The organism is Curtobacterium sp. MMLR14_002, from assembly GCF_001864975.1.
GTDB lineage: Bacteria > Actinomycetota > Actinomycetes > Actinomycetales > Microbacteriaceae > Curtobacterium > Curtobacterium flaccumfaciens.
The window spans coordinates 82,140-99,429 of sequence record NZ_MJGT01000127.1; the positions used below are offsets into that span (position 1 = coordinate 82,140).

A 17,290-nucleotide genomic window follows, 5' to 3' on the forward strand; every position below is an offset into this window, starting at 1 on the left:
CGCTGACGGTGGCGGTCCAAGCGCCGACGGCTGTGCCGGGGCCTCGGGTCAGTGCACCACGCGTGCGCCGTGCACCGGACCGGTGGCCCGGAGTGCGACGAGGCCGGCGGCGCTGAGCTCGACCTGCAGTTCGAGCGCCGCATCACGGTCGCCCACCAGGAACGCCACGGTCGGTCCGCTGCCGGACACCAGGCCGGCCAGGGCACCGGACTTCTCACCGAGCTCCAGCGTCGCCGCGAGCCGGGGCTGCAGCCGCATCGCCGGTGCCTGCAGGTCGTTGTGCACGCAGTCGGCGAGCAGGTCGGGGTCGCCCGCGCGCAGGGCCTGCAGCACGTTGGCCTCGACGACGGGGTGCGACGGCGCCGGCGAGATGTCGGCGCGGTACCGCTCCCGGTGCTCGTCGAGTGCACGGTAGACGGCGGGGGTGCTCAGCCCGTCGTCGCTCAGGGCGAGGACCCAGTGGAACTCGCCCTTGGCCAGCGCCGGGCTCAGCTCGTCACCGCGACCGGTACCGACGGCGGTGCCGCCGGCGAAGGCGAACGGCACGTCGGCGCCGAGCTGTGCGGCGAGCCGGAGCAGCTCCTCGCGACCGAGCGCGGTGCCCCAGAGCGTGTCGACGGCGAGCAGGGTCGCCGCGGCGTCCGCGGAGCCACCGCCCATGCCGCCGGCGACGGGCACCTGCTTGTCGATGGTCAGCCGCACCCCACCGCGGTGTCCGGCCGCGTCGGCCACGAGCCGGGCCGCACGGATGGCCAGGTTCGACTCGTCGACCGGCACGGTGCTCGTGTCGATCGGCCCCGTGAAGGTGACCGAGAAGTCGTCGGCGGCCTCGGCGGTGACGTCCTCGTACAGGGACACCGCCTGGTACGCCGTGGCGACGTCGTGGTAGCCGTCGTCCTGCAGCGCCCCGACGGACAGGAACACGTTGATCTTGCCGGGGGCGCGCGTCCGCACGCGGGTCGGTGCGGCCAACGTGGTCATGCGCCCAACCTATCCCGCTGCGGCTGCCGTGAACCCCCGCGCCAGGTCCGCGGTGATGTCGTCGATGTGCTCGAGGCCGATCGACAGGCGGATGAGGCCGTCCCCCACCCCGGCGGCCGCTCGCTCGGCCGAGGTCATCTGCACGTGGGTGGTCGATGCCGGGTGCACGACGAGCGATCGGACGTCCCCGAGGTTCGAGACGTGGTCGAACAGCTCGAGGGCAGCCACGAACCGTCGGCCCGCGGCGACCCCGCCGGCCAGGTCGAACGACAGCACGGCCGACGGCCCCTTCGGCACGTAGCGCTGCTGCAGGTGGTGCCACGGCGAGTCCGGCAGGCCGGCGTAGTGCACGTGCTCGACCTGGTCGTGGGCGTCGAGCCAGCTCGCCACGCTGGCGGCGTTCGACACGTGCCGGTCCATGCGGAGCGACAGCGTCTGGATGCCCTGGAGCACCAGGAACGCGTTGAACGGTGCGATCGCGGGCCCGAGGTCGGCGGACAGCTTCGATCGGGTGCGCTGGATGAACGCCCGCCGCCCGAACTTCTCGGCGAAGTTCGTGTTCGCGAACCCGGACTGTTCGGTCGTGGCGAGCTGCGGGTAGGCGTCGGCGTGCGCTGCCCAGTCGAAGTTCCCGCTGTCGACGATGAGCCCGGCGATGGCGCTGCCGTGTCCGGCCAGGTACTTCGTCGCCGAGTGCACGACGATGTCGGCGCCGTGCTCGATCGGGCGCACCAGGTACGGCGTCGCGATGGTGTTGTCGACGATGAGCGGCACACCGGCCTCGTGCGCGACCCCGGCCACCCCGGCGAAGTCCAGGACGTCCCCGCGGGGGTTCGGGATGGACTCGCCGAAGAACGCCTTCGTCTCCGGACGCACCGCCGCCGCCCACTCGGACAGGTCGGTCGGGTCCTGCACGAACGTGAAGGTGATGCCGAGGTCCCGCAGGGTCGACGCGAACAGCGTGTAGGTCGCGCCGTACAGCGAGGCGCTCGACACCACGTGGTCACCGGCGCGTGCGACACCGAGCACCGCCAGCGACGTCGCCGCCTGCCCGGACGCCAGCGCCAGCGCACCGATCCCGCCCTCGAGGTCGGCGATCCGCCGCTCGAGGGCTGCCGCCGACGGGTTGTTCACCCGCGTGTAGGTGTGGCCGGGGGCGTCGAGCATGAAGCGCGCGGCGGCGTCCTCGCCCGACGGGTAGACGTACGCGGCGCTCTGCGCGATCGGCGGCACGTTCGCGCCCCAGCCCGGGTCGGCCTTGAAGCCGGCGCGGATCTGGCGGGTCTCGAACGCCCAGCCGTCCTCGGCGTTGGTCGGCGTGGCACCCATCAGGACTGCGCCCCGACCGACTGCCGGACGAGCGGGATGACCTGCTCGCCGAACCGGTCCATCTCCTCGAGCTGCGGCGAGAACTGCAGCAGGAGCGTGTCGACCCCGGCGTCCTCGAACTCCCGGATGCGGTCGGCCACCTGCGACGGCGTCCCCACGAACCCGGGGCGCAGCCCGCGGTTCGACACCGAGTAGTCCTCGAGCGAGGGCACGTGCTCGAGCTGCGACTTCGAGATGAAGTCCTGGTACGACTCGTACGCCTTGCCGTGCTGCACGTCGGTGATCCGGGCGAGCTCGGCCTGTGCCTCTTCCTCGGTCTCGCGCACGATGACGTACGCGGCCATGCCGAACGCCTCGAACGGCGGCAGACCGGCGTCGACGCGGCGCTGCTTCATCTCGTCGATCTTCGCGCGGAGCTCCTCGACCGTGCCGCCGTGCGTGACGTAGGCGTCGGCGTACCCGGTGATCGCTGCCTTGCCGGCCTCGCTCTCCCCACCGGCGTAGATGCGCGGCGTCACGCGGGGCTTCGGCTCGAGGTGCGCGTTCTCGATGTCGTAGTACTCGCCCGAGAACGAGTACGGGGTCTCGCGCCACAGGCCCTTCATGACCTCGACGAACTCCGCGGTGCGCTTGTACCGGTCGTCGTGCTCCGAGAAGATCCCGCCGTACTGCTTCGCCTCCTCCGCCCACCAGGCGCTCACGACGTTGAAGGTGAACCGGCCGCACGAGATGTCGTCGATCGTCGCCGCCTGCTTCGCGGTCACCGCGGGCAGGTGGTACCCGGGACGCATCGCCGCCATGATCTCCAGGCGCTCGGTCGTCGCTGCGATCGCCGCCGCGAGCGACCACGCCTCGAGCGAGGGCGCCGCCGTGCCCTTGATGTCGTTGAGGTTGAGCTCCGGCACGAGCGTCAGGTCGAAGCCGATCCGCTCGGCGCGCTGCGCCAGGCGCTTCACGTAGTCGAAGGTGACCGGCATGTTCTCGTTGTCGACGTTGCGCAGCCAGCCGCCGAAGAGCGGGGTCCAGTATCCGAATCGCACGTTGGTTCCTTGGGGGTGTGGGAAAGGCGGACGGGCGGGAGCCGCTGGTTGACGACGCGAAGCGTTGTGCGGGTCGCGCTGCCGGAGCCAGCGGAGGCAGTCGTGGCGGGCCCGCCACGGGCCTCCAGTCCGGTGGTTCTTGCGTTCTCAGGCCGTGAGCTGCGCCGCGTACTCCGCTGCCAGCAGGCCACCGAGGTACTTCGCGATGGAGCGCGGGCCGGAGGCCGGCGCGGACTCCTCGACCGCGGGGTTGTAGTTCGTGTTCGTGTTGATGTCGTAGACGACGGTGCGGCCGTCCGTCGTCTCCATGAACTCGACGCCCGCGATGGTGATGCGCTGGTCGGCGAGGAACGTGCGGAGCTGCTGGACCAGCGGGTGCTCGGCGGTGATCTCGGTCCGGACGGCGAACGCCGGGGGCGCGCCGACGGTCTCGGTGCCGGGCACGTCGCAGACAGCACCCGCGATGACCTGCGGCACCTCGCACGCGTCGGCGGGGCAGAGCTCGAAGCTGCCGGCGCTGGTGTCGACGCGGACCGCGTACACGAACTCGCCACCGACGAACTCGACGCGGGTGATGAAGGGCTCGCGGGCCGTCAGGTACTCCTGCAGCAGGGTGATGCCGTCGACCGGGGCCTCGAACTCGGGGCTGTCGACGTAGGCGTCGAACTCGGCGAGCGAGTCGAACCGCCGCACGCCCAGGCCCTTGCCGCCCTGGTTGTGCTTCGTGATGAAGGGGACGTCCTGCCCGTCGGTGAAGGTGCGGGCGGCGTCCTTGAGCGTCGTCGTGCCGAACACGGCGGTCGTGCGGGGCACGTCGAACCCGGCCTGCTGCAGGAGACCGTGCTGCGCGACCTTCGACACCTCGAGCTCGAGCACATGGCTGCCGCCGACGACCTGGCGGCCGGCACGCTCGAGCCAGCCGAGGATCGCCCGGGTGTACTCCTTGCTGTGCTCGTGGCCGCGGGTGTGGGAGCTCGCGGACATGCGGCTCCAGTAGACGCCGGGGGCCGGCTCGGCCGCGAGGTCGATCTGCCCCTCGGTCAGGAGGATCTCCTCGACCGGGACGCCCTCGGCCTCGAAGGCAGCGGCGAGCGGGGGGAACCACTCGGGGTTCTCGTGGATGACGTACACGCGCGGAGTGCTCACGCCCCCACCCTAGGCACGGTATACCGCACGTGCCCAAGTGTGTGACGTGGCGTTGCTTCTCGGGGCGGGCGGGGCGCGGGGCGCGGGGGCGGGGGCGGGCGGGCCGCACGGTGCGCGCTTGTCCGGTCGGTGCGAGGTTGGTCGCTCGGTGGCGGACTGTAGGGCGGCACCAAGCGGTCAACGATGCACGGGCTGACCAACCTCGCACCGTGCGGGGTCGACCAACCTCGCACGAGCCGAGCGAACTCGCACCGTGCGACGCGTCAGCCGGCGAAGGTCTGCTGTCCGACGACGCCGAGGAGCTCGAGCTTCTGCGCGTCCTCTGATCCTGGAGGCGCGGTGAAGAGCAGCAGGGCCTGCGCCTGGTCGTCGGTGTGCAGCACCTGGCAGTCGACGGTGATGCGGCCGAGCTCCGGCTGCACGATCGTCTTGTTGTCCGACCAGCGCGTGGCCACCTCGTGCTTGGCCCAGAGGTCGCGGAACTCGGCACTGCGCGTCTGCAACTCGGCGATGAGTTCCGTCGCCCGACGGTCACCCGGACCCGCGAGCCCGACAGCCGCGCGGAGCGATGCGACCACCACCCGACCCAGCCGCTCGTGCTGCTCGGGCGCGTACTTCGCGAGCTCCTCACCCGTCACGAACCACCGCCACGCCTGGTACCGGCGGTTGCCCGGCAGGCCGACCGAGCTGCTGAGGAGCGCCGCCGCGAGCCGGTTCTCGACCAGGGTCTCGCCCAGGTGACTGACGACGATCGCCGGGGTGTCCTCGAGCCGGTCGAGCACCCGCAGGATCGCCGGGTCGACATGGTCGGCGCGGTGCATCCGGGTCGGGGCGTTCTGCCCGGACAGGTGGAACAGGTGGTCGCGCTCGTCGAGGCTGCACCGCAGGGCCCGGGCGATCGCGGCGATCATCTGCTCGGACGGCTGCGGTCCGCGCTGCTGCTCGAGTCGCGTGTAGTAGTCGACGGACATGCCGGCGAGGGCAGCGACCTCTTCACGGCGCAGCCCCGGGGTCCGGCGCCGTGGACCCTGCCCGAGACCGACGTCCTCGGGGCGCAGCAGCTCACGGCGACGGCGGAGGAAGTCGGCGAGCGCGGCACGGTCCATGGGTCGATTGTCGTCCGCTTCCTGCACGGGTGCCAGGGATCGCCGATCCCCCGATGACCGCGCTCTGGTTGCGTCCCTGTCCACGGAGCACCGTGGTGGTCATGGACATCACGAACTCCACCGTCTTCATCCCCGGCGCGACCTCGGGCATCGGTCTCGCGCTCGCCCAGCGCCTGCAGGCCGCCGGCAGCACCGTCGTCATCGGCGGCCGTCGCCAGGCGCTCCTCGACTCCCTCGCCGCCGAGCACGGCTTCGGCACCGTGCAGATCGACGTCGCCGACGCGGCGTCCATCGAGGCCGCCGCCACCTCGGTGCTCGAGGCGTACCCGTCGCTCGATGCCCTGATCACCATGTCCGGGATCATGCGCGACGAGGACCTCCGCGACCCCGAGCACATCCACGACGCCCTCGAGCTCGTCCAGACGAACCTGGTCGGCACGATCCGCCTCATCGACGCGTTCCTGCCGCACCTGCTCGCCCAGCCCTCGGCCACCCTGATGACCGTCACCTCCGGTCTCGCGTTCGTCCCGCTCACCGCATCACCGACGTACAGCGCGACGAAGGCCGGTGTGCACGCCTACACGCAGGCCCTCCGTCAGCAGCTCGTGGGGTCGTCGCTCGAGGTGCTCGAGCTCGCCCCGCCGGCTGTCATGACCGACCTGATGGGCGGCGCCGACTTCGGTGGGATGCCGCTCGACGCCTTCGCCGACGAGGTCATGGCGCTCATCGAGTCCGGCGCTGCCCCGGAGATCCTGGTGCAGAACGTGCACCCGCTGCGCTTCGCCGAGCGGAACGGCAACCACCAGCAGATCCTCGAGATGATGGCGTCCCGCGAGCACTGAGTCGGGTGCCTCGAATGGTGCGAGGTTCCGTGTTCGGTGCGAGGCACTTCAGCTCGCACGGAACACGGAACCTCGCACCATCGCGGTCAGCAGGTACGCAGCACGCAGGCGTCAGGGCGGGGCCGTCGCCGGGCGAGGAACGAACTACTCCGCGGCCGCCAGGACCGTCCGCCCGAGCCGCACGAAGTCGTCCACACCGATCGCCTCGCCCCGGGCGGTCGGGTCGATACCCGCCGCCGTCAGGACCTCGGACGCGTGCGCACTGCCGCCGAGCACCCCGGACAGGCTCTGCCGCAGCATCTTGCGCCGCTGCTGGAACGCCGCGTCCACCAGTGTGAACACCCGAGACCGCAGGAGCTCGTCACCCGGGGGCTCGTGCCGGTCGAACGCCACCAGGACACTGTCGACGTTCGGCACCGGCCAGAACACCTGACGGCTGACCAACCCGGCGGTGCTCCACGACCCGTACCAGGCGGCCTTGACGCTCGGCGACCCGTAGACCTTGCTGCCCGGACCGGCGGCGAGCCGGTACCCGACCTCGGCCTGCACCATGACGAGCGACCGCTCGATCGACGGGAAGGTCGCGAGCAGGTGCAGCAGCACGGGCACGGAGATGTTGTAGGGCAGGTTCGCGACGAGGTGCGTCGGCTCGACGTCGAGGTCCGATGCGGCGACGGTCATGGCGTCCTGCTGCACGACCGTCAGCCTGGCGTCCGGCTGCATCGACGACACCGTCGACGGGAGCTTGGCGGCCAGGCGCTTGTCGATCTCGACCGCGGTGACGGGGGCGCCGGTCTCGGTGAGCCCGAGCGTCAACGACCCGAGCCCCGGCCCGATCTCGAGCACCCGTGCCGACGGGGTCACACCGGCGACGGACACGATGCGCCGCACGGTGTTGGCGTCGTGCACGAAGTTCTGCCCGAGCTTCTTCGTCGGGGTGACGTCGAGTTCGGCCGCGAGCTCCCGGATCTCCGCCGGGCCGAGCAGTGCGCCCACGACTACTCGTCCACCGTCACGGGCTCGGCGTCCCACGCGCCGTAGACGAGCTCGGTGTTCGAGGCGATCTGGGCGGCGAGCATCGAGGCGTCCGTGCCCAGCGTCTCCGCCATCGACCGCAGGGTGAGCGGGATGAGGTACGGCGCGTTCGGGCGACCACGGAACGGGGTGGGCGTCAGGAACGGTGCGTCGGTCTCGATCATGATCAGGTGCCGCGGGGCGACGACCAGGGCCTCACGCAGCACGGCGGCGTTCTTGAACGTCACGGTGCCGGCGAACGACATGTACCAGCCGCGCTCGGCGCAGAGCCGGGCGAGGTCCGGGCCGCCGGAGAAGCAGTGGAAGACGGTGCGCTCCGGCGCCCCCACGCGGTCGAGGACCTCGACCACGGCGTCGTGCGCGTCGCGGTCGTGGATCGTCAGCGCGAGGTCGTGCTCCTTCGCGATGCGGATGTGCTCCTCGAACGAACGGACCTGGGCGTCGCGGCCGTCCTCGCCGGTGCGGAAGAAGTCGAGGCCGGTCTCACCGATCGCCCGGACCCGCGGCAGCGCGGCGAGCCGTTCGATGCCGGCGAGGTGCTCGTCGAGCAGCCCCTGTTCCTGCAGCACGGGCGCTTCGTTCGGGTGCAGCGCGACGGCGGCCAGGACCCGGGGCTCCCGAGCGGCGATCGACGCGGACCACTCCGAGGTGGCGAGGTCGGTGCCGACCTGCACGACACCGCGCACGCCGACGCTCGAGGCACGGTCGAGGTGCTCGCGGTACTCGAGCGGACCGTCACCCCCGTCGCCGACACCGTCGGCGATCTCCATGTGGGTGTGGTTGTCGTACACCGGCACGACGAGCGCCTGCGGCAGCGGCGGGTACGTCAGGTCGCGCTTCGAGCCACCGGACGCCCCGTCACCGCGGGACCGGACGTGCGACTCGGCGTCGGTCACGCGGAGACCTGCTCGATCCGGGGGAACAGCCCGCCCTCGAGCGGCACCACGTGCGACGCACCCTGCCACTCGAACGCGCGGTCGACCCGCTGCTCGGCGACGGACCCGCCGGCGCCGATCGAGGCCCAGAGCTTCTCGGTCGCCTTCGGCATGACCGGGGACAGCAGGACGGTGACGGTGCCGAGGCCGCGGAGCGCGGTGGTCAGGACCGTGCCGAGGCGCTCGCGGTTGGCGTCGTCCTTCGCCAGGGCCCAGGGCGCCTGCTCGGTGATGTAGCCGTTCAGGGCGTCGACGAGCTCCCACACGCTCGCGATCGCCTCGTGCGGGGCGAAGGCGGCGATGGCGGCGTCGGCACGCTCGGTGACCGAGACGGCCAGGGCGTCGATCGTCTGGTCGGATTCGGTCAGTTCGCCACGCGCCGGAACTTCGCCGTCGCAGTACTTCTGCAGCATCGCGACCAGGCGCGACGCCAGGTTGCCGTAGCCGTTCGCGAGCTCGGCCTGGTAGCGCGCCGAGATGTCTTCCCAGCTGAAGTTGCCGTCCTGCCCGAAGGTGATGGCGCGCAGGAAGTAGTAGCGGAAGGCGTCGGACCCGAACGTGTCGGTGATCTCCGACGGCGCGATGCCGGTCAGCTTCGACTTGGACATCTTCTCGCCGCCGACGAGCAGCCAGCCGTGACCGAAGACGCGCTCCGGCACCGGCAGCCCGGCGGCCATGAGCATCGCCGGCCAGATGACGGCGTGGAAGCGGGCGATGTCCTTGCCGACGATGTGCACGCTCGGCCAGAGGCGCTTGAAGGCCTCGTCGTCGTCGGTGCCGTAGCCGAGCGCCGTGACGTAGTTGAGCAGGGCGTCGAACCACACGTACAGCACGTGGTCGCTGTCCCAGGGGATCGTGATGCCCCAGTCGAAGCTGGAACGCGAGATCGACAGGTCGCGGAGCCCCTGCTTGACGAACGAGATGATCTCGTTGCGGACGCTCTCGGGCTGGATGAACAGCGGGTTCGACTCGTACAGGTCGAGCAGGCGCTGCTCGAAGTCGGACATCCGGAAGAAGTAGTTGCGCTCGGCCAGCACCTCGACCGGGATCGAGTGGATCGCGCAGACCTGCTGGCCCTCGTACGCACCGGTCCCGGCGACCAGGTCGCTCGGCTGCTTGTACTCCTCGCAGCCCACGCAGTAGAAGCCCTCGAACTCGCCGGCGTAGATGAAACCGTCGTCGTACAGCTTCTGCAGGAACGCCGTGACGCCGCGCTCGTGCCGTTCGTCAGTGGTGCGGATGAAGTCGTCGTTCGCGACGTCGACCGTGTCGAGCAGTGGCTTCCAGGCGTCGTTGACCAGCCGGTCGGCCCATTCCTTGGGCGAGACGTCGTTCGCCGAGGCGGTGCGCAGGATCTTCTGCCCGTGCTCGTCGGTGCCGGTGAGCAGCCAGGTGTCGTCACCGCGCTGCCGGTGCCATCGTGCGAGGAAGTCCGCGGCGACCTCGGTGTAGGCGTGCCCGATGTGGGGCACGTCGTTCACGTAGAAGATCGGCGTGGTGATGCTGAACGAGGACCCGGCGGACATGCGGACCATCCTACGGGCGCACCGAACCCTGATGACGCGTGCGGCGGTGGACTGTGGAGAACCGGGTCCTGGAGGCCCGTGACGGGCCCGCCCCGCGCCTCCAGACCGGCGGATGCGAACGTGACGAGCCCCGCTCAGCGCGCCGCGAGCGCCCCTTCGTACAGGTCCCGCTTCGACAGCCCGGTCGCGTCCGCGACCGCCGCGGCGGCCTCCTTCATGCGCATGCCGGCGGCCACCCGCTCGAGCACCAGGCGCACGCCGTCGTCGAGCGTGGCCTCTTCGGTGGCCTCGGCGGCGCCGGCGACGACGATGCAGATCTCGCCCCGCACGCCCTCGGACGCCCACGCGACGAGTTCGTCCAGCGGCCCGCGACGGACCTCTTCGTACAGCTTCGTGAGCTCACGGCAGACCGCGGCGCGTCGGTCGCCGCCGAACCCGACGGCCATGTCCGCCAGGGTCTCGGCCAGCCGGTGCGGCGACTCGAAGAACACCATCGTCCGCTGCTCCCCCGCCAGCGCCTGGAACGCCCGACGGCGCTCCCCGGCCTTGCGGGTCGGGAACCCCTCGAACGTGAAGCGGTCGGTGGGCAGCCCGGACACGGCGAGCGCCATGAGCACGGCCGACGGCCCGGGCAGGGCGGTGACGGTGACCCCGGCGGCCGCGGCGGCCTCGACGAGGGGGAAGCCGGGGTCGCTGATCGCGGGCATGCCGGCGTCGGTCAGGACCACGACGTCCTCGTCGCGGGCGAGCTCGACGACCTCGGACGCCTTCGCCCGCTCGTTGTGCTCGTGCAGGGCGATGAGCCGCGGACGGTTCTCGATGCCCAGGGCACGCATCAGGTGGATGGCAGTCCTGGTGTCCTCCGCCGCGACGACCGTGGCGTTGGAGAGGGTCTCGACGAGACGGCGCGAGGCGTCCCCGAGGTTGCCGATGGGCGTTGCTGCGAGGACGATCACGCACCCATTGTCCCCGCACCCCAGTCGCAGCGCGGACATACGGTCGATCCGTAGGATGCTCAGCGATGACCAGCGAGCTGACCGACGACCGCACGGCCGTGCCCGACGGGCCGGTCGGCTCGCGCCTGGACGACTGGTGGGGGCGGGTGCTCTCCACGTCGCAGCGCGTCGCCGTGTGGCGGTGGACGGGTCCGCTCGCGGTGACGCTCCTCGCCGCCGTGCTGCGGCTGGTGAACCTCGGCACCCCGCACTCGCTCGTGTTCGACGAGACGTACTACGTCAAGGACGGCTGGTCGATCGTGCACCTCGGGTACGAGGGCACCTGGCCCGCGAACCCGAGCGGGGACGGCGCCCCGACGACCGACGACCGGTTCGTCCGCGGTGAGACGGACATCTTCACGAGCGCCGCGGAGTTCATCGCGCACCCGCCGCTCGGCAAGTACCTCATCGGCCTCGGGATGCTGCTGTTCGGGGCGGACAACTCGTTCGGCTGGCGCTTCACGGTGGCCGTGCTCGGCATCGCGACGGTGTTCCTCACCGCCGTGATCGCCCGGTCGCTGTTCCGTTCGACGATGATCGGCACGCTCGCCGGGTTCCTGCTCGCGATCGACGGGCAGGCGATCGTGATGTCACGGGTGACGCTCCTCGACGGCATCCTGACCTTCTTCGTCATCCTCGGGTTCGGGGCGCTGCTGCTCGACCGCCGGCAGAGCCAACGACGGCTCGACGAGTGGGTCGCCGCCCGCGCCGCCGCGGGCCAGACCACCCTGTGGGGGCCGGTGTTCTGGTGGCGCCCGTGGTTGTTCGCGATGGGCCTGGCCCTCGGGTTGGCAGCGGCGACGAAGTGGTCGGGGGTGTACTTCCTGGCGTTCTTCGCCGTGTACTCCGTGCTGAGCGACATGATGATGCGCCGCCGCGCCGGGGTCGAGTTCTGGTCGTCGAGCGCGCTGCTGCAGCAGGCACCGGTGTCGTTCCTGCTGACCGTGCCGATCGCCGCGGTGACCTACGTGGCGTCCTGGACCGGCTGGTTCGTGTCGAAGGACGGCTGGGACCGCAACTGGCTGTCCTCGGGCGGCGACCGCTGGACCGGGCTGCTCGCCTGGGTGCCGGACAGCCTGCAGAACTGGTGGCACTACCAGTCGGAGATCTACGCCTTCAACATCGGGCTGCACACCCCGCACTCGTACCAGGCGAACCCGCTGCTCTGGCTCGTGATGCAGCGCCCCACGTCGATGTTCTACGTCGGCACGGACGCCGGACAGGACGGCTGCTGGGCGAACCGCTGCGGCGAGGCGATCACCGGCATCGCGAACCCGTTCATCTGGTACGCCTCGGTCATCGCCACGGTGGCGCTGCTCGTGCTCTGGGTCCTGCGCCGGAAGTGGGAGTACGGCTTCGTCCTGCTCGGCGTCGCGGCGGGGTACCTGCCCTGGCTGATGTACGTCGACCGGACGGTGTTCCAGTTCTACACGATCGCCTTCGAGCCCTACATGGTGATGGCGCTGGCCGCCGCGATCGGGTTGGTGCTCGGCAGGCGGAGCGACGAACGGTCACGCCGGTCACGGGCGATCCTGTGGGTCGGCGTGTACCTGGGCGTCGTCGTGCTGGCCTCGGTCTACTGGTACCCGATGTGGACGGCGATGCAGGTGCCGTGGGACTTCGTCCGGTCGCACTACTGGATCCCCAGCTGGCTGTAGCCGGTCCGGCAGGGCTGGCAGGTCCGGCCGGTCCGGTCGCGTCCGTCGCGCTGGGCGCTCTGGTGGCGACCACGTCCGGACTGGAGGCCCGTGGCGGCGCCGCCACGGGCCTCCAGCCGGTCCGTGGTCAGGACTGCGCGTGCAGCGCGCGCTCGATCGACTCGCGGTCCAGCGGGTCGCCGAGCATCGGCGCGGTGTCGTCCGAGCCCGGCAGGACGCCCTGGATCAGGAGTTCCGCGTAGCGGCGCCAGGCGTCCGGGTCGTGCTCACGGGTGGCGTCGGCGACCGCACCGACCATCGCGGTGAGCATCGGCAGGTCCCGGTAGTCGAAGCCGGGGCGGACGACGCCGGCGGTCTCGGCACGGCCGATGATCGCGGCGACCTGCCGTTCGAGCCGGTCGCGCTCCTGCACGATGGACGGACGGGCCTTGCCGGCACGGACGATGGCGTCGGCGAGGGCACGGTCGCGTGCACGGAACGCGAAGACGCCCATCAGGTACACCCGGAGCGCCTCACGCGGGTCGGACACGTCCGCGGCGCGCGCTGCGGCGTCGTTCATGGCCTCGAACTTGGTGGAGAGCAGCGCCTCGATCAGGGAGTCCTTGTCGGCGAACCGTCGGTAGACGGTGCCGACCCCGACGCCGGCCTCGTGCGCGATGTCGTTCAACGTGACGGAGAGCCCGCGCTCCGCGAAGCACTTGCGCGCCGTCTGCAGGATCAGCTCGCGGTTGCGCGCTGCGTCGGCGCGCAGCGGTCGCTCGAGGTCGGACGCGGACTCGGTGGTGCTCACGATCCGACCGTAGTTGCACTTTCTGGGAACAAGTGGATGCCCTCCTTCCGTTTCGGTCTACACTGGCCACAAACGGATGCCTCGCATCCGGTTTCGTCACCACCACATCTCGGGAGTGCCCGACGGCGCGCACCTCCACCCCACCCTCCAACCTTCTCGAAGGAGGCTGCCGTGACGGCAGAACACACCGTGCCGACCCCCACCGGGACAGCACCCACGACTCCGGGCACCACCCCCGCCAAGAGCAACCACCGCTGGATCGCCCTGGCGGTCATCGCCCTCGCACAGCTGATGGTCGTGCTCGACGCGACCATCGTGAACATCGCCCTGCCCTCGGCCCAGGCCGACCTGGACTTCGGCACCGACCAGCGACAGTGGATCGTCACCGCGTACTCGCTGGCCTTCGGTTCGCTGCTGCTGCTCGGCGGTCGCCTCGGCGACCTGTTCGGGCGCAAGAACACCTTCATCATCGGGCTCGTCGGGTTCGCCGTCGCCTCGGTGCTCGGTGGCCTCGCCGACTCGTTCGGCCTGCTCGTCGCGGCCCGCGCACTGCAGGGTGTCTTCGGCGCGCTGCTCGCCCCGTCCGCGCTCGGCATGCTGACCACCACGTTCCGCGACCCCAAGGAACGCGGTCGCGCGTTCGGCATCTTCGGGTCCATCGCCGGCTCGGGTGCGGCCATCGGCCTGCTGCTCGGCGGCGTGCTGACCGAGTACGCCTCGTGGCGCTGGTGCCTCTACGTCAACGTCGTCTTCGCCGTGCTCGGCGTGATCGGCGCACTCGTCTTCATGGAGAAGCCGCCGAAGGTCGAGCGTCCGCGCATCGACGTCCTCGGGGTCATCACCATCACGCTCGGGCTGGTCGGCGTCGTCTACGGGTTCTCGAACGCCGAGACGAACGGCTGGGACTCCCCCGTCACGATCGCCATGCTCGCCGGCGGTGTCGTGCTGATCGCCGCGTTCGTGTTCATCGAGACCCGCGTCGCCCACCCGCTGCTGCCCCTGCGCGTCGTGCTCGACCGTGACCGCGGCGGCTCCTTCATCGCGATCGGCCTCGTCGCGATCGGGATGTTCGGCATCTTCCTGTTCCTGACCTACTACCTGGAGCAGACCCTCGGCTTCAGCTCGCTGCAGACCGGTCTCGCGTTCCTGCCGATGCCGCTGTCGATCATGATCTCGGCGACGCAGATCGGTGGCCGCCTGCTGCCGCGCGTCGGGCCGAAGGTGCTCATCTTCGCCGGTGGCCTGGTCGCCGCGACCGGGCTCCTGCTGCTGCTCCGCACCGACCTGGACAGCTCCTACGCGGGCACCGTCCTGCCGGCGCTGATCGTGATCGGCCTCGGCATGGGCACGATCTTCTCGTCCGCGATGAACACCGCGACGACCGGGGTCGCCCGGGCCGACGCCGGTGTGGCCTCGGCGACGGTCAACACCATGCAGCAGATCGGTGGCTCGATCGGTACGGCGCTGCTGTCGACGATCTTCGCCGACGTGGTGTCGAACAGCCTGTCCGGGCTGACCGCCGCCCCGACCAAGCTGCAGCAGGCCCAGGCGACGCTCGACGGGTACCACGTGGCGTTCGGCATCTCGGCCGGCGTGCTCGTGCTCGTCGCCCTGGCCGGCGGACTGCTCATCAACCGGCAGTCGGTGCGGGTCGAGCGGCTCGCACGAGCCGGGTCCGCCACGACCGGGAGCATCCCCGCCGCAGCGCACTGACGCTGGCGGTTCGCTCCGCGTCTTCGGCCCGTTCCGGTTCTGCCGGGGCGGGCCGTCGTGCGTGTGGGTGGGGGCGGCGACACCCGTTCCACGACGATCCACCTGTCGAACGACGCGTGCATCGTCGATCGATGCGCACGCACTCGGTGCCTGCGGTTGCGCCGTGTGTCCACGTCCCTGGCCCACGTCAGGGGTGCGGATTATGGTGTGCGACATGGCCCCCGTCCTGACCTCACCACTCGTGTCGACGCAGTGGCTCGCAGACCACCTCGGTGCTGACGAGCTCGTCGTGCTCGACGCCTCGGTGCACACCGTCGGGGCCGGGTTCGACACGAGCTGGCTCCCCGGGCGGGACGCCCACGAGCAGCGCGGCCACGTGCCCGGCGCCCGCTTCGCCGACCTGATCGACGACTTCTCCGCCGCCGACGCCGACGTCCCGTTCACCCGCCCCGGCGCCGAGCGCTTCGAGGTCGCCGCGGCACAGCTCGGCGTGACGAACACCTCGACCGTGGTGGTCTACGACGACAGCGTCGGCGAGTGGTCGGCACGCCTGTGGTGGATCTTCCGTTCGTTCGGCTTCGACTCGGTCGCGGTGCTCGACGGCGGCTTCACGAAGTGGCGCGACGAGGGCCGCCCGGTCCGCGTGGGCGCGCTCCACACTCGCGCGACGCCGTCCGACCCCGATGCCGGTGCGTTCCTGGCCGGCGAAGAACGTGCGCTCTGGGCCGACCACGACCGCGTCACCCGCGCGGTCTCCGGCGAAGAGCCGGCGTCCCTGGTGTTCGCCGCGCCCTGGGCGGCCCTCGGCGACGACCACCCACCGATCGTGCCGGGCAGCACCCCGATCACGGCGGACACCCTGGTGGACCCCGAGACGAACGCGTACCTGCGCGGCGCCGAGCTCGAGCGGGCCTTCGCCGCGGTGATCGGTGCCGACGAGATCGTCACGTACTGCGGGGTGGGCAGCGCCGCGTGCGTCGACGCCCTCGCCCTGACGGTGCTCGGACACGACCGGGTGAAGGTCTACGACGGTTCGCTGGCCGACTGGTGGCGGCACGAGCAACTCGCCTCCTGACGGAACCGATCGAGGACCGTCGGCCGTGCCGCGCCGCACTACCGTTGCACCATGAGCACCAGACGCGCGGTCATCCTCGGCGGCACCGGCGGCATCGGCTCGGCCGTCGCACGAGAGCTCCTCGACGCCTCGGGCCGCGGCGGCGACGACTGGCAGGTGGACGTCCTCGCACGCCGAGGCGGCCCCGCAGCGGATTCGCTGACCGCTTCCGGCGCCACGTTCACGCCCGGCGACCGCCGCGACCGGTCCGTCCTGCGTGACCTGCTCCGCCCCGGAGCCGACCTGCTCGTCGACACCGTCGGCCTGACCCGCGACGACGCCCAGCAGCTCCTGCCGTTCCTCGACGACGTCGGCTCGACGGTCTTCGTCTCGTCCAGGTCGGTGTACGCCGACGAGCAGGGGCGGCACGCGAACTCGCTCGACAAGCCGGTGTTCGGCGGTGCGGTCACCGAGATCCAGCCCACCGTCGCCGCCGGGGACGGTGACCCGACGAGTCGTGACGGGTACGGCGCCGCGAAGGTGGCGGCCGAGCAGGTCCTGCTCGACCACGGCGCCTCGGTCACGGTGCTCCGCCCGTCGAAGGTGTACGGCGTCGGCATCGGCCGCCCGCGGGAGTGGTTCGTCGTCCGCCGTGTGCTCGACGGCCGGGAGCGCATCCTGCTCGCCGACCACGGCCGCGGCGTGGACCACACGACGGCGGCGAGCGGCATCGGTTCGCTCGTCCGTCTCGTCGCGGACGCGCCGGACCGCCGGATCCTCAACGTCGCCGATGCTTCAGCCCCGACCGCGCTCGAGATCGTGCGGACGATCGGCGGACACCTGGACCACCGGTTCGACGAGGTCCTGCTCGACGAGGACGCGCCCGCGTTCGTGGGTGGCACGCCGTGGTCCTCACGACCGCCGTTCGTCCTCGACACCACGGCGGCACGCGCCCTCGGGTGGGAACCACCGGAGTTCGCGACCGCCGTCGCCCCGGAACTGGCATGGCTGGTCGAGACCGCCCACGCGACGCCCGCCGACGGCGACGTCCCGTGGGCCGACGACCCGTTCTGGGAGCACATGTTCGACTACGGCCCCGAGGACGCCGCACTCGCACTCCTCTCCCTCAACCTGGGCTGA

Annotated in this window: 15 protein-coding genes; 5 read left to right on the forward strand and 10 right to left on the reverse strand. The window is 71.1% G+C overall.

Features of this window, described 5'->3' with window-relative positions:
- Window positions 1-48 precede the first annotated feature (48 nt).
- The 5 genes from BIU91_RS17790 to BIU91_RS17810 all read right to left on the reverse strand — a co-directional run bounded on the left by BIU91_RS17790 (window position 49) and on the right by BIU91_RS17810 (window position 5,602).
- Entirely contained in the window at window positions 49-981 is a 933-nt protein-coding gene (locus tag BIU91_RS17790; RefSeq protein WP_027466065.1) for a 4-(cytidine 5'-diphospho)-2-C-methyl-D-erythritol kinase, read from the reverse strand.
- A 9-nt stretch (window positions 982-990) separates the two neighbouring features.
- On the reverse strand, window positions 991-2,310 hold the full coding sequence (locus BIU91_RS17795) for a PLP-dependent transferase (RefSeq protein WP_071406521.1): 1,320 nt from the start codon (window positions 2,308-2,310) through the stop codon (window positions 991-993).
- A complete protein-coding gene (locus BIU91_RS17800; protein ID WP_071406522.1) occupies window positions 2,310-3,350 on the reverse strand; it encodes an LLM class flavin-dependent oxidoreductase in 1,041 nt (346 codons plus the stop codon). Before BIU91_RS17800 ends, BIU91_RS17795 begins: the two co-directional genes overlap by 1 nt.
- A 147-nt stretch (window positions 3,351-3,497) precedes the next feature.
- Window positions 3,498-4,496 (reverse strand): RimK family alpha-L-glutamate ligase, encoded by a 999-nt coding sequence (locus BIU91_RS17805; RefSeq protein ID WP_071406523.1) that lies wholly within the window; start codon window positions 4,494-4,496, stop codon window positions 3,498-3,500.
- 263 nt (window positions 4,497-4,759) lie between these two features.
- On the reverse strand, window positions 4,760-5,602 hold the full coding sequence (locus tag BIU91_RS17810) for a helix-turn-helix transcriptional regulator (RefSeq protein WP_071406524.1): 843 nt from the start codon (window positions 5,600-5,602) through the stop codon (window positions 4,760-4,762).
- A 101-nt stretch (window positions 5,603-5,703) separates the two neighbouring features.
- Between BIU91_RS17810 and BIU91_RS17815 the strand changes: the two genes are divergently transcribed.
- Window positions 5,704-6,444 (forward strand): SDR family NAD(P)-dependent oxidoreductase, encoded by a 741-nt coding sequence (locus tag BIU91_RS17815; RefSeq protein ID WP_071406525.1) that lies wholly within the window; start codon window positions 5,704-5,706, stop codon window positions 6,442-6,444.
- Window positions 6,445-6,588: 144 nt separating this feature from the next.
- On the opposite strand, the gene rsmA is transcribed toward BIU91_RS17815, so the two are convergent.
- The 4 genes from rsmA to rsmI all read right to left on the reverse strand — a co-directional run bounded on the left by rsmA (window position 6,589) and on the right by rsmI (window position 10,896).
- A complete protein-coding gene (gene rsmA / locus BIU91_RS17820) occupies window positions 6,589-7,440 on the reverse strand; it encodes a 16S rRNA (adenine(1518)-N(6)/adenine(1519)-N(6))-dimethyltransferase RsmA (RefSeq protein WP_071406526.1) in 852 nt (283 codons plus the stop codon).
- Window positions 7,441-7,442: 2 nt separating this feature from the next.
- A complete protein-coding gene (locus BIU91_RS17825; protein WP_071406527.1) occupies window positions 7,443-8,375 on the reverse strand; it encodes a TatD family hydrolase in 933 nt (310 codons plus the stop codon).
- Entirely contained in the window at window positions 8,372-9,940 is a 1,569-nt protein-coding gene (metG, locus tag BIU91_RS17830; protein WP_071406559.1) for a methionine--tRNA ligase, read from the reverse strand. The genes BIU91_RS17825 and metG overlap by 4 nt, the downstream gene beginning before the upstream one ends.
- Before the next feature lie 134 nt (window positions 9,941-10,074).
- Complete coding sequence (gene rsmI / locus BIU91_RS17835) at window positions 10,075-10,896, reverse strand: 16S rRNA (cytidine(1402)-2'-O)-methyltransferase (RefSeq protein ID WP_071406528.1); 822 nt, start codon at window positions 10,894-10,896, stop codon at window positions 10,075-10,077.
- A gap of 65 nt (window positions 10,897-10,961) precedes the next feature.
- Between rsmI and BIU91_RS17840 the strand changes: the two genes are divergently transcribed.
- Entirely contained in the window at window positions 10,962-12,593 is a 1,632-nt protein-coding gene (locus BIU91_RS17840; protein ID WP_071406529.1) for a phospholipid carrier-dependent glycosyltransferase, read from the forward strand.
- Window positions 12,594-12,720: 127 nt separating this feature from the next.
- On the opposite strand, the gene BIU91_RS17845 is transcribed toward BIU91_RS17840, so the two are convergent.
- On the reverse strand, window positions 12,721-13,383 hold the full coding sequence (locus BIU91_RS17845) for a TetR/AcrR family transcriptional regulator (RefSeq protein WP_071406530.1): 663 nt from the start codon (window positions 13,381-13,383) through the stop codon (window positions 12,721-12,723).
- A gap of 171 nt (window positions 13,384-13,554) precedes the next feature.
- Here BIU91_RS17845 and BIU91_RS17850 point away from each other — a divergent pair, with 171 nt between their 5' ends.
- The 3 genes from BIU91_RS17850 to BIU91_RS17860 all read left to right on the forward strand — a co-directional run bounded on the left by BIU91_RS17850 (window position 13,555) and on the right by BIU91_RS17860 (window position 17,290).
- Entirely contained in the window at window positions 13,555-15,096 is a 1,542-nt protein-coding gene (locus BIU91_RS17850) for an MFS transporter (protein ID WP_027466052.1), read from the forward strand.
- A 214-nt stretch (window positions 15,097-15,310) separates the two neighbouring features.
- Complete coding sequence (locus tag BIU91_RS17855; RefSeq protein ID WP_171907880.1) at window positions 15,311-16,171, forward strand: rhodanese-like domain-containing protein; 861 nt, start codon at window positions 15,311-15,313, stop codon at window positions 16,169-16,171.
- Between the two features lie 51 nt (window positions 16,172-16,222).
- Window positions 16,223-17,290 (forward strand): NAD-dependent epimerase/dehydratase family protein, encoded by a 1,068-nt coding sequence (locus BIU91_RS17860; RefSeq protein ID WP_071406531.1) that lies wholly within the window; start codon window positions 16,223-16,225, stop codon window positions 17,288-17,290.

What these genes read in the sequence shown, in the direction of transcription:
- BIU91_RS17790 (WP_027466065.1), bottom strand. Translation starts at nt 981, where the DNA reads ATGACCACGTTGGCCGCACCGACCCGCGTGCGGACGCGCGCCCCCGGC.
- BIU91_RS17795 (WP_071406521.1), bottom strand. Translation starts at nt 2,310, where the DNA reads ATGGGTGCCACGCCGACCAACGCCGAGGACGGCTGGGCGTTCGAGACC.
- BIU91_RS17810 (WP_071406524.1), bottom strand. Translation starts at nt 5,602, where the DNA reads ATGGACCGTGCCGCGCTCGCCGACTTCCTCCGCCGTCGCCGTGAGCTG.
- BIU91_RS17815 (WP_071406525.1), top strand. Translation starts at nt 5,704, where the DNA reads ATGGACATCACGAACTCCACCGTCTTCATCCCCGGCGCGACCTCGGGC.
- metG (WP_071406559.1), bottom strand. Translation starts at nt 9,940, where the DNA reads ATGTCCGCCGGGTCCTCGTTCAGCATCACCACGCCGATCTTCTACGTG.
- BIU91_RS17840 (WP_071406529.1), top strand. Translation starts at nt 10,962, where the DNA reads ATGACCAGCGAGCTGACCGACGACCGCACGGCCGTGCCCGACGGGCCG.
- BIU91_RS17855 (WP_171907880.1), top strand. Translation starts at nt 15,311, where the DNA reads ATGGCCCCCGTCCTGACCTCACCACTCGTGTCGACGCAGTGGCTCGCA.
- BIU91_RS17860 (WP_071406531.1), top strand. Translation starts at nt 16,223, where the DNA reads ATGAGCACCAGACGCGCGGTCATCCTCGGCGGCACCGGCGGCATCGGC.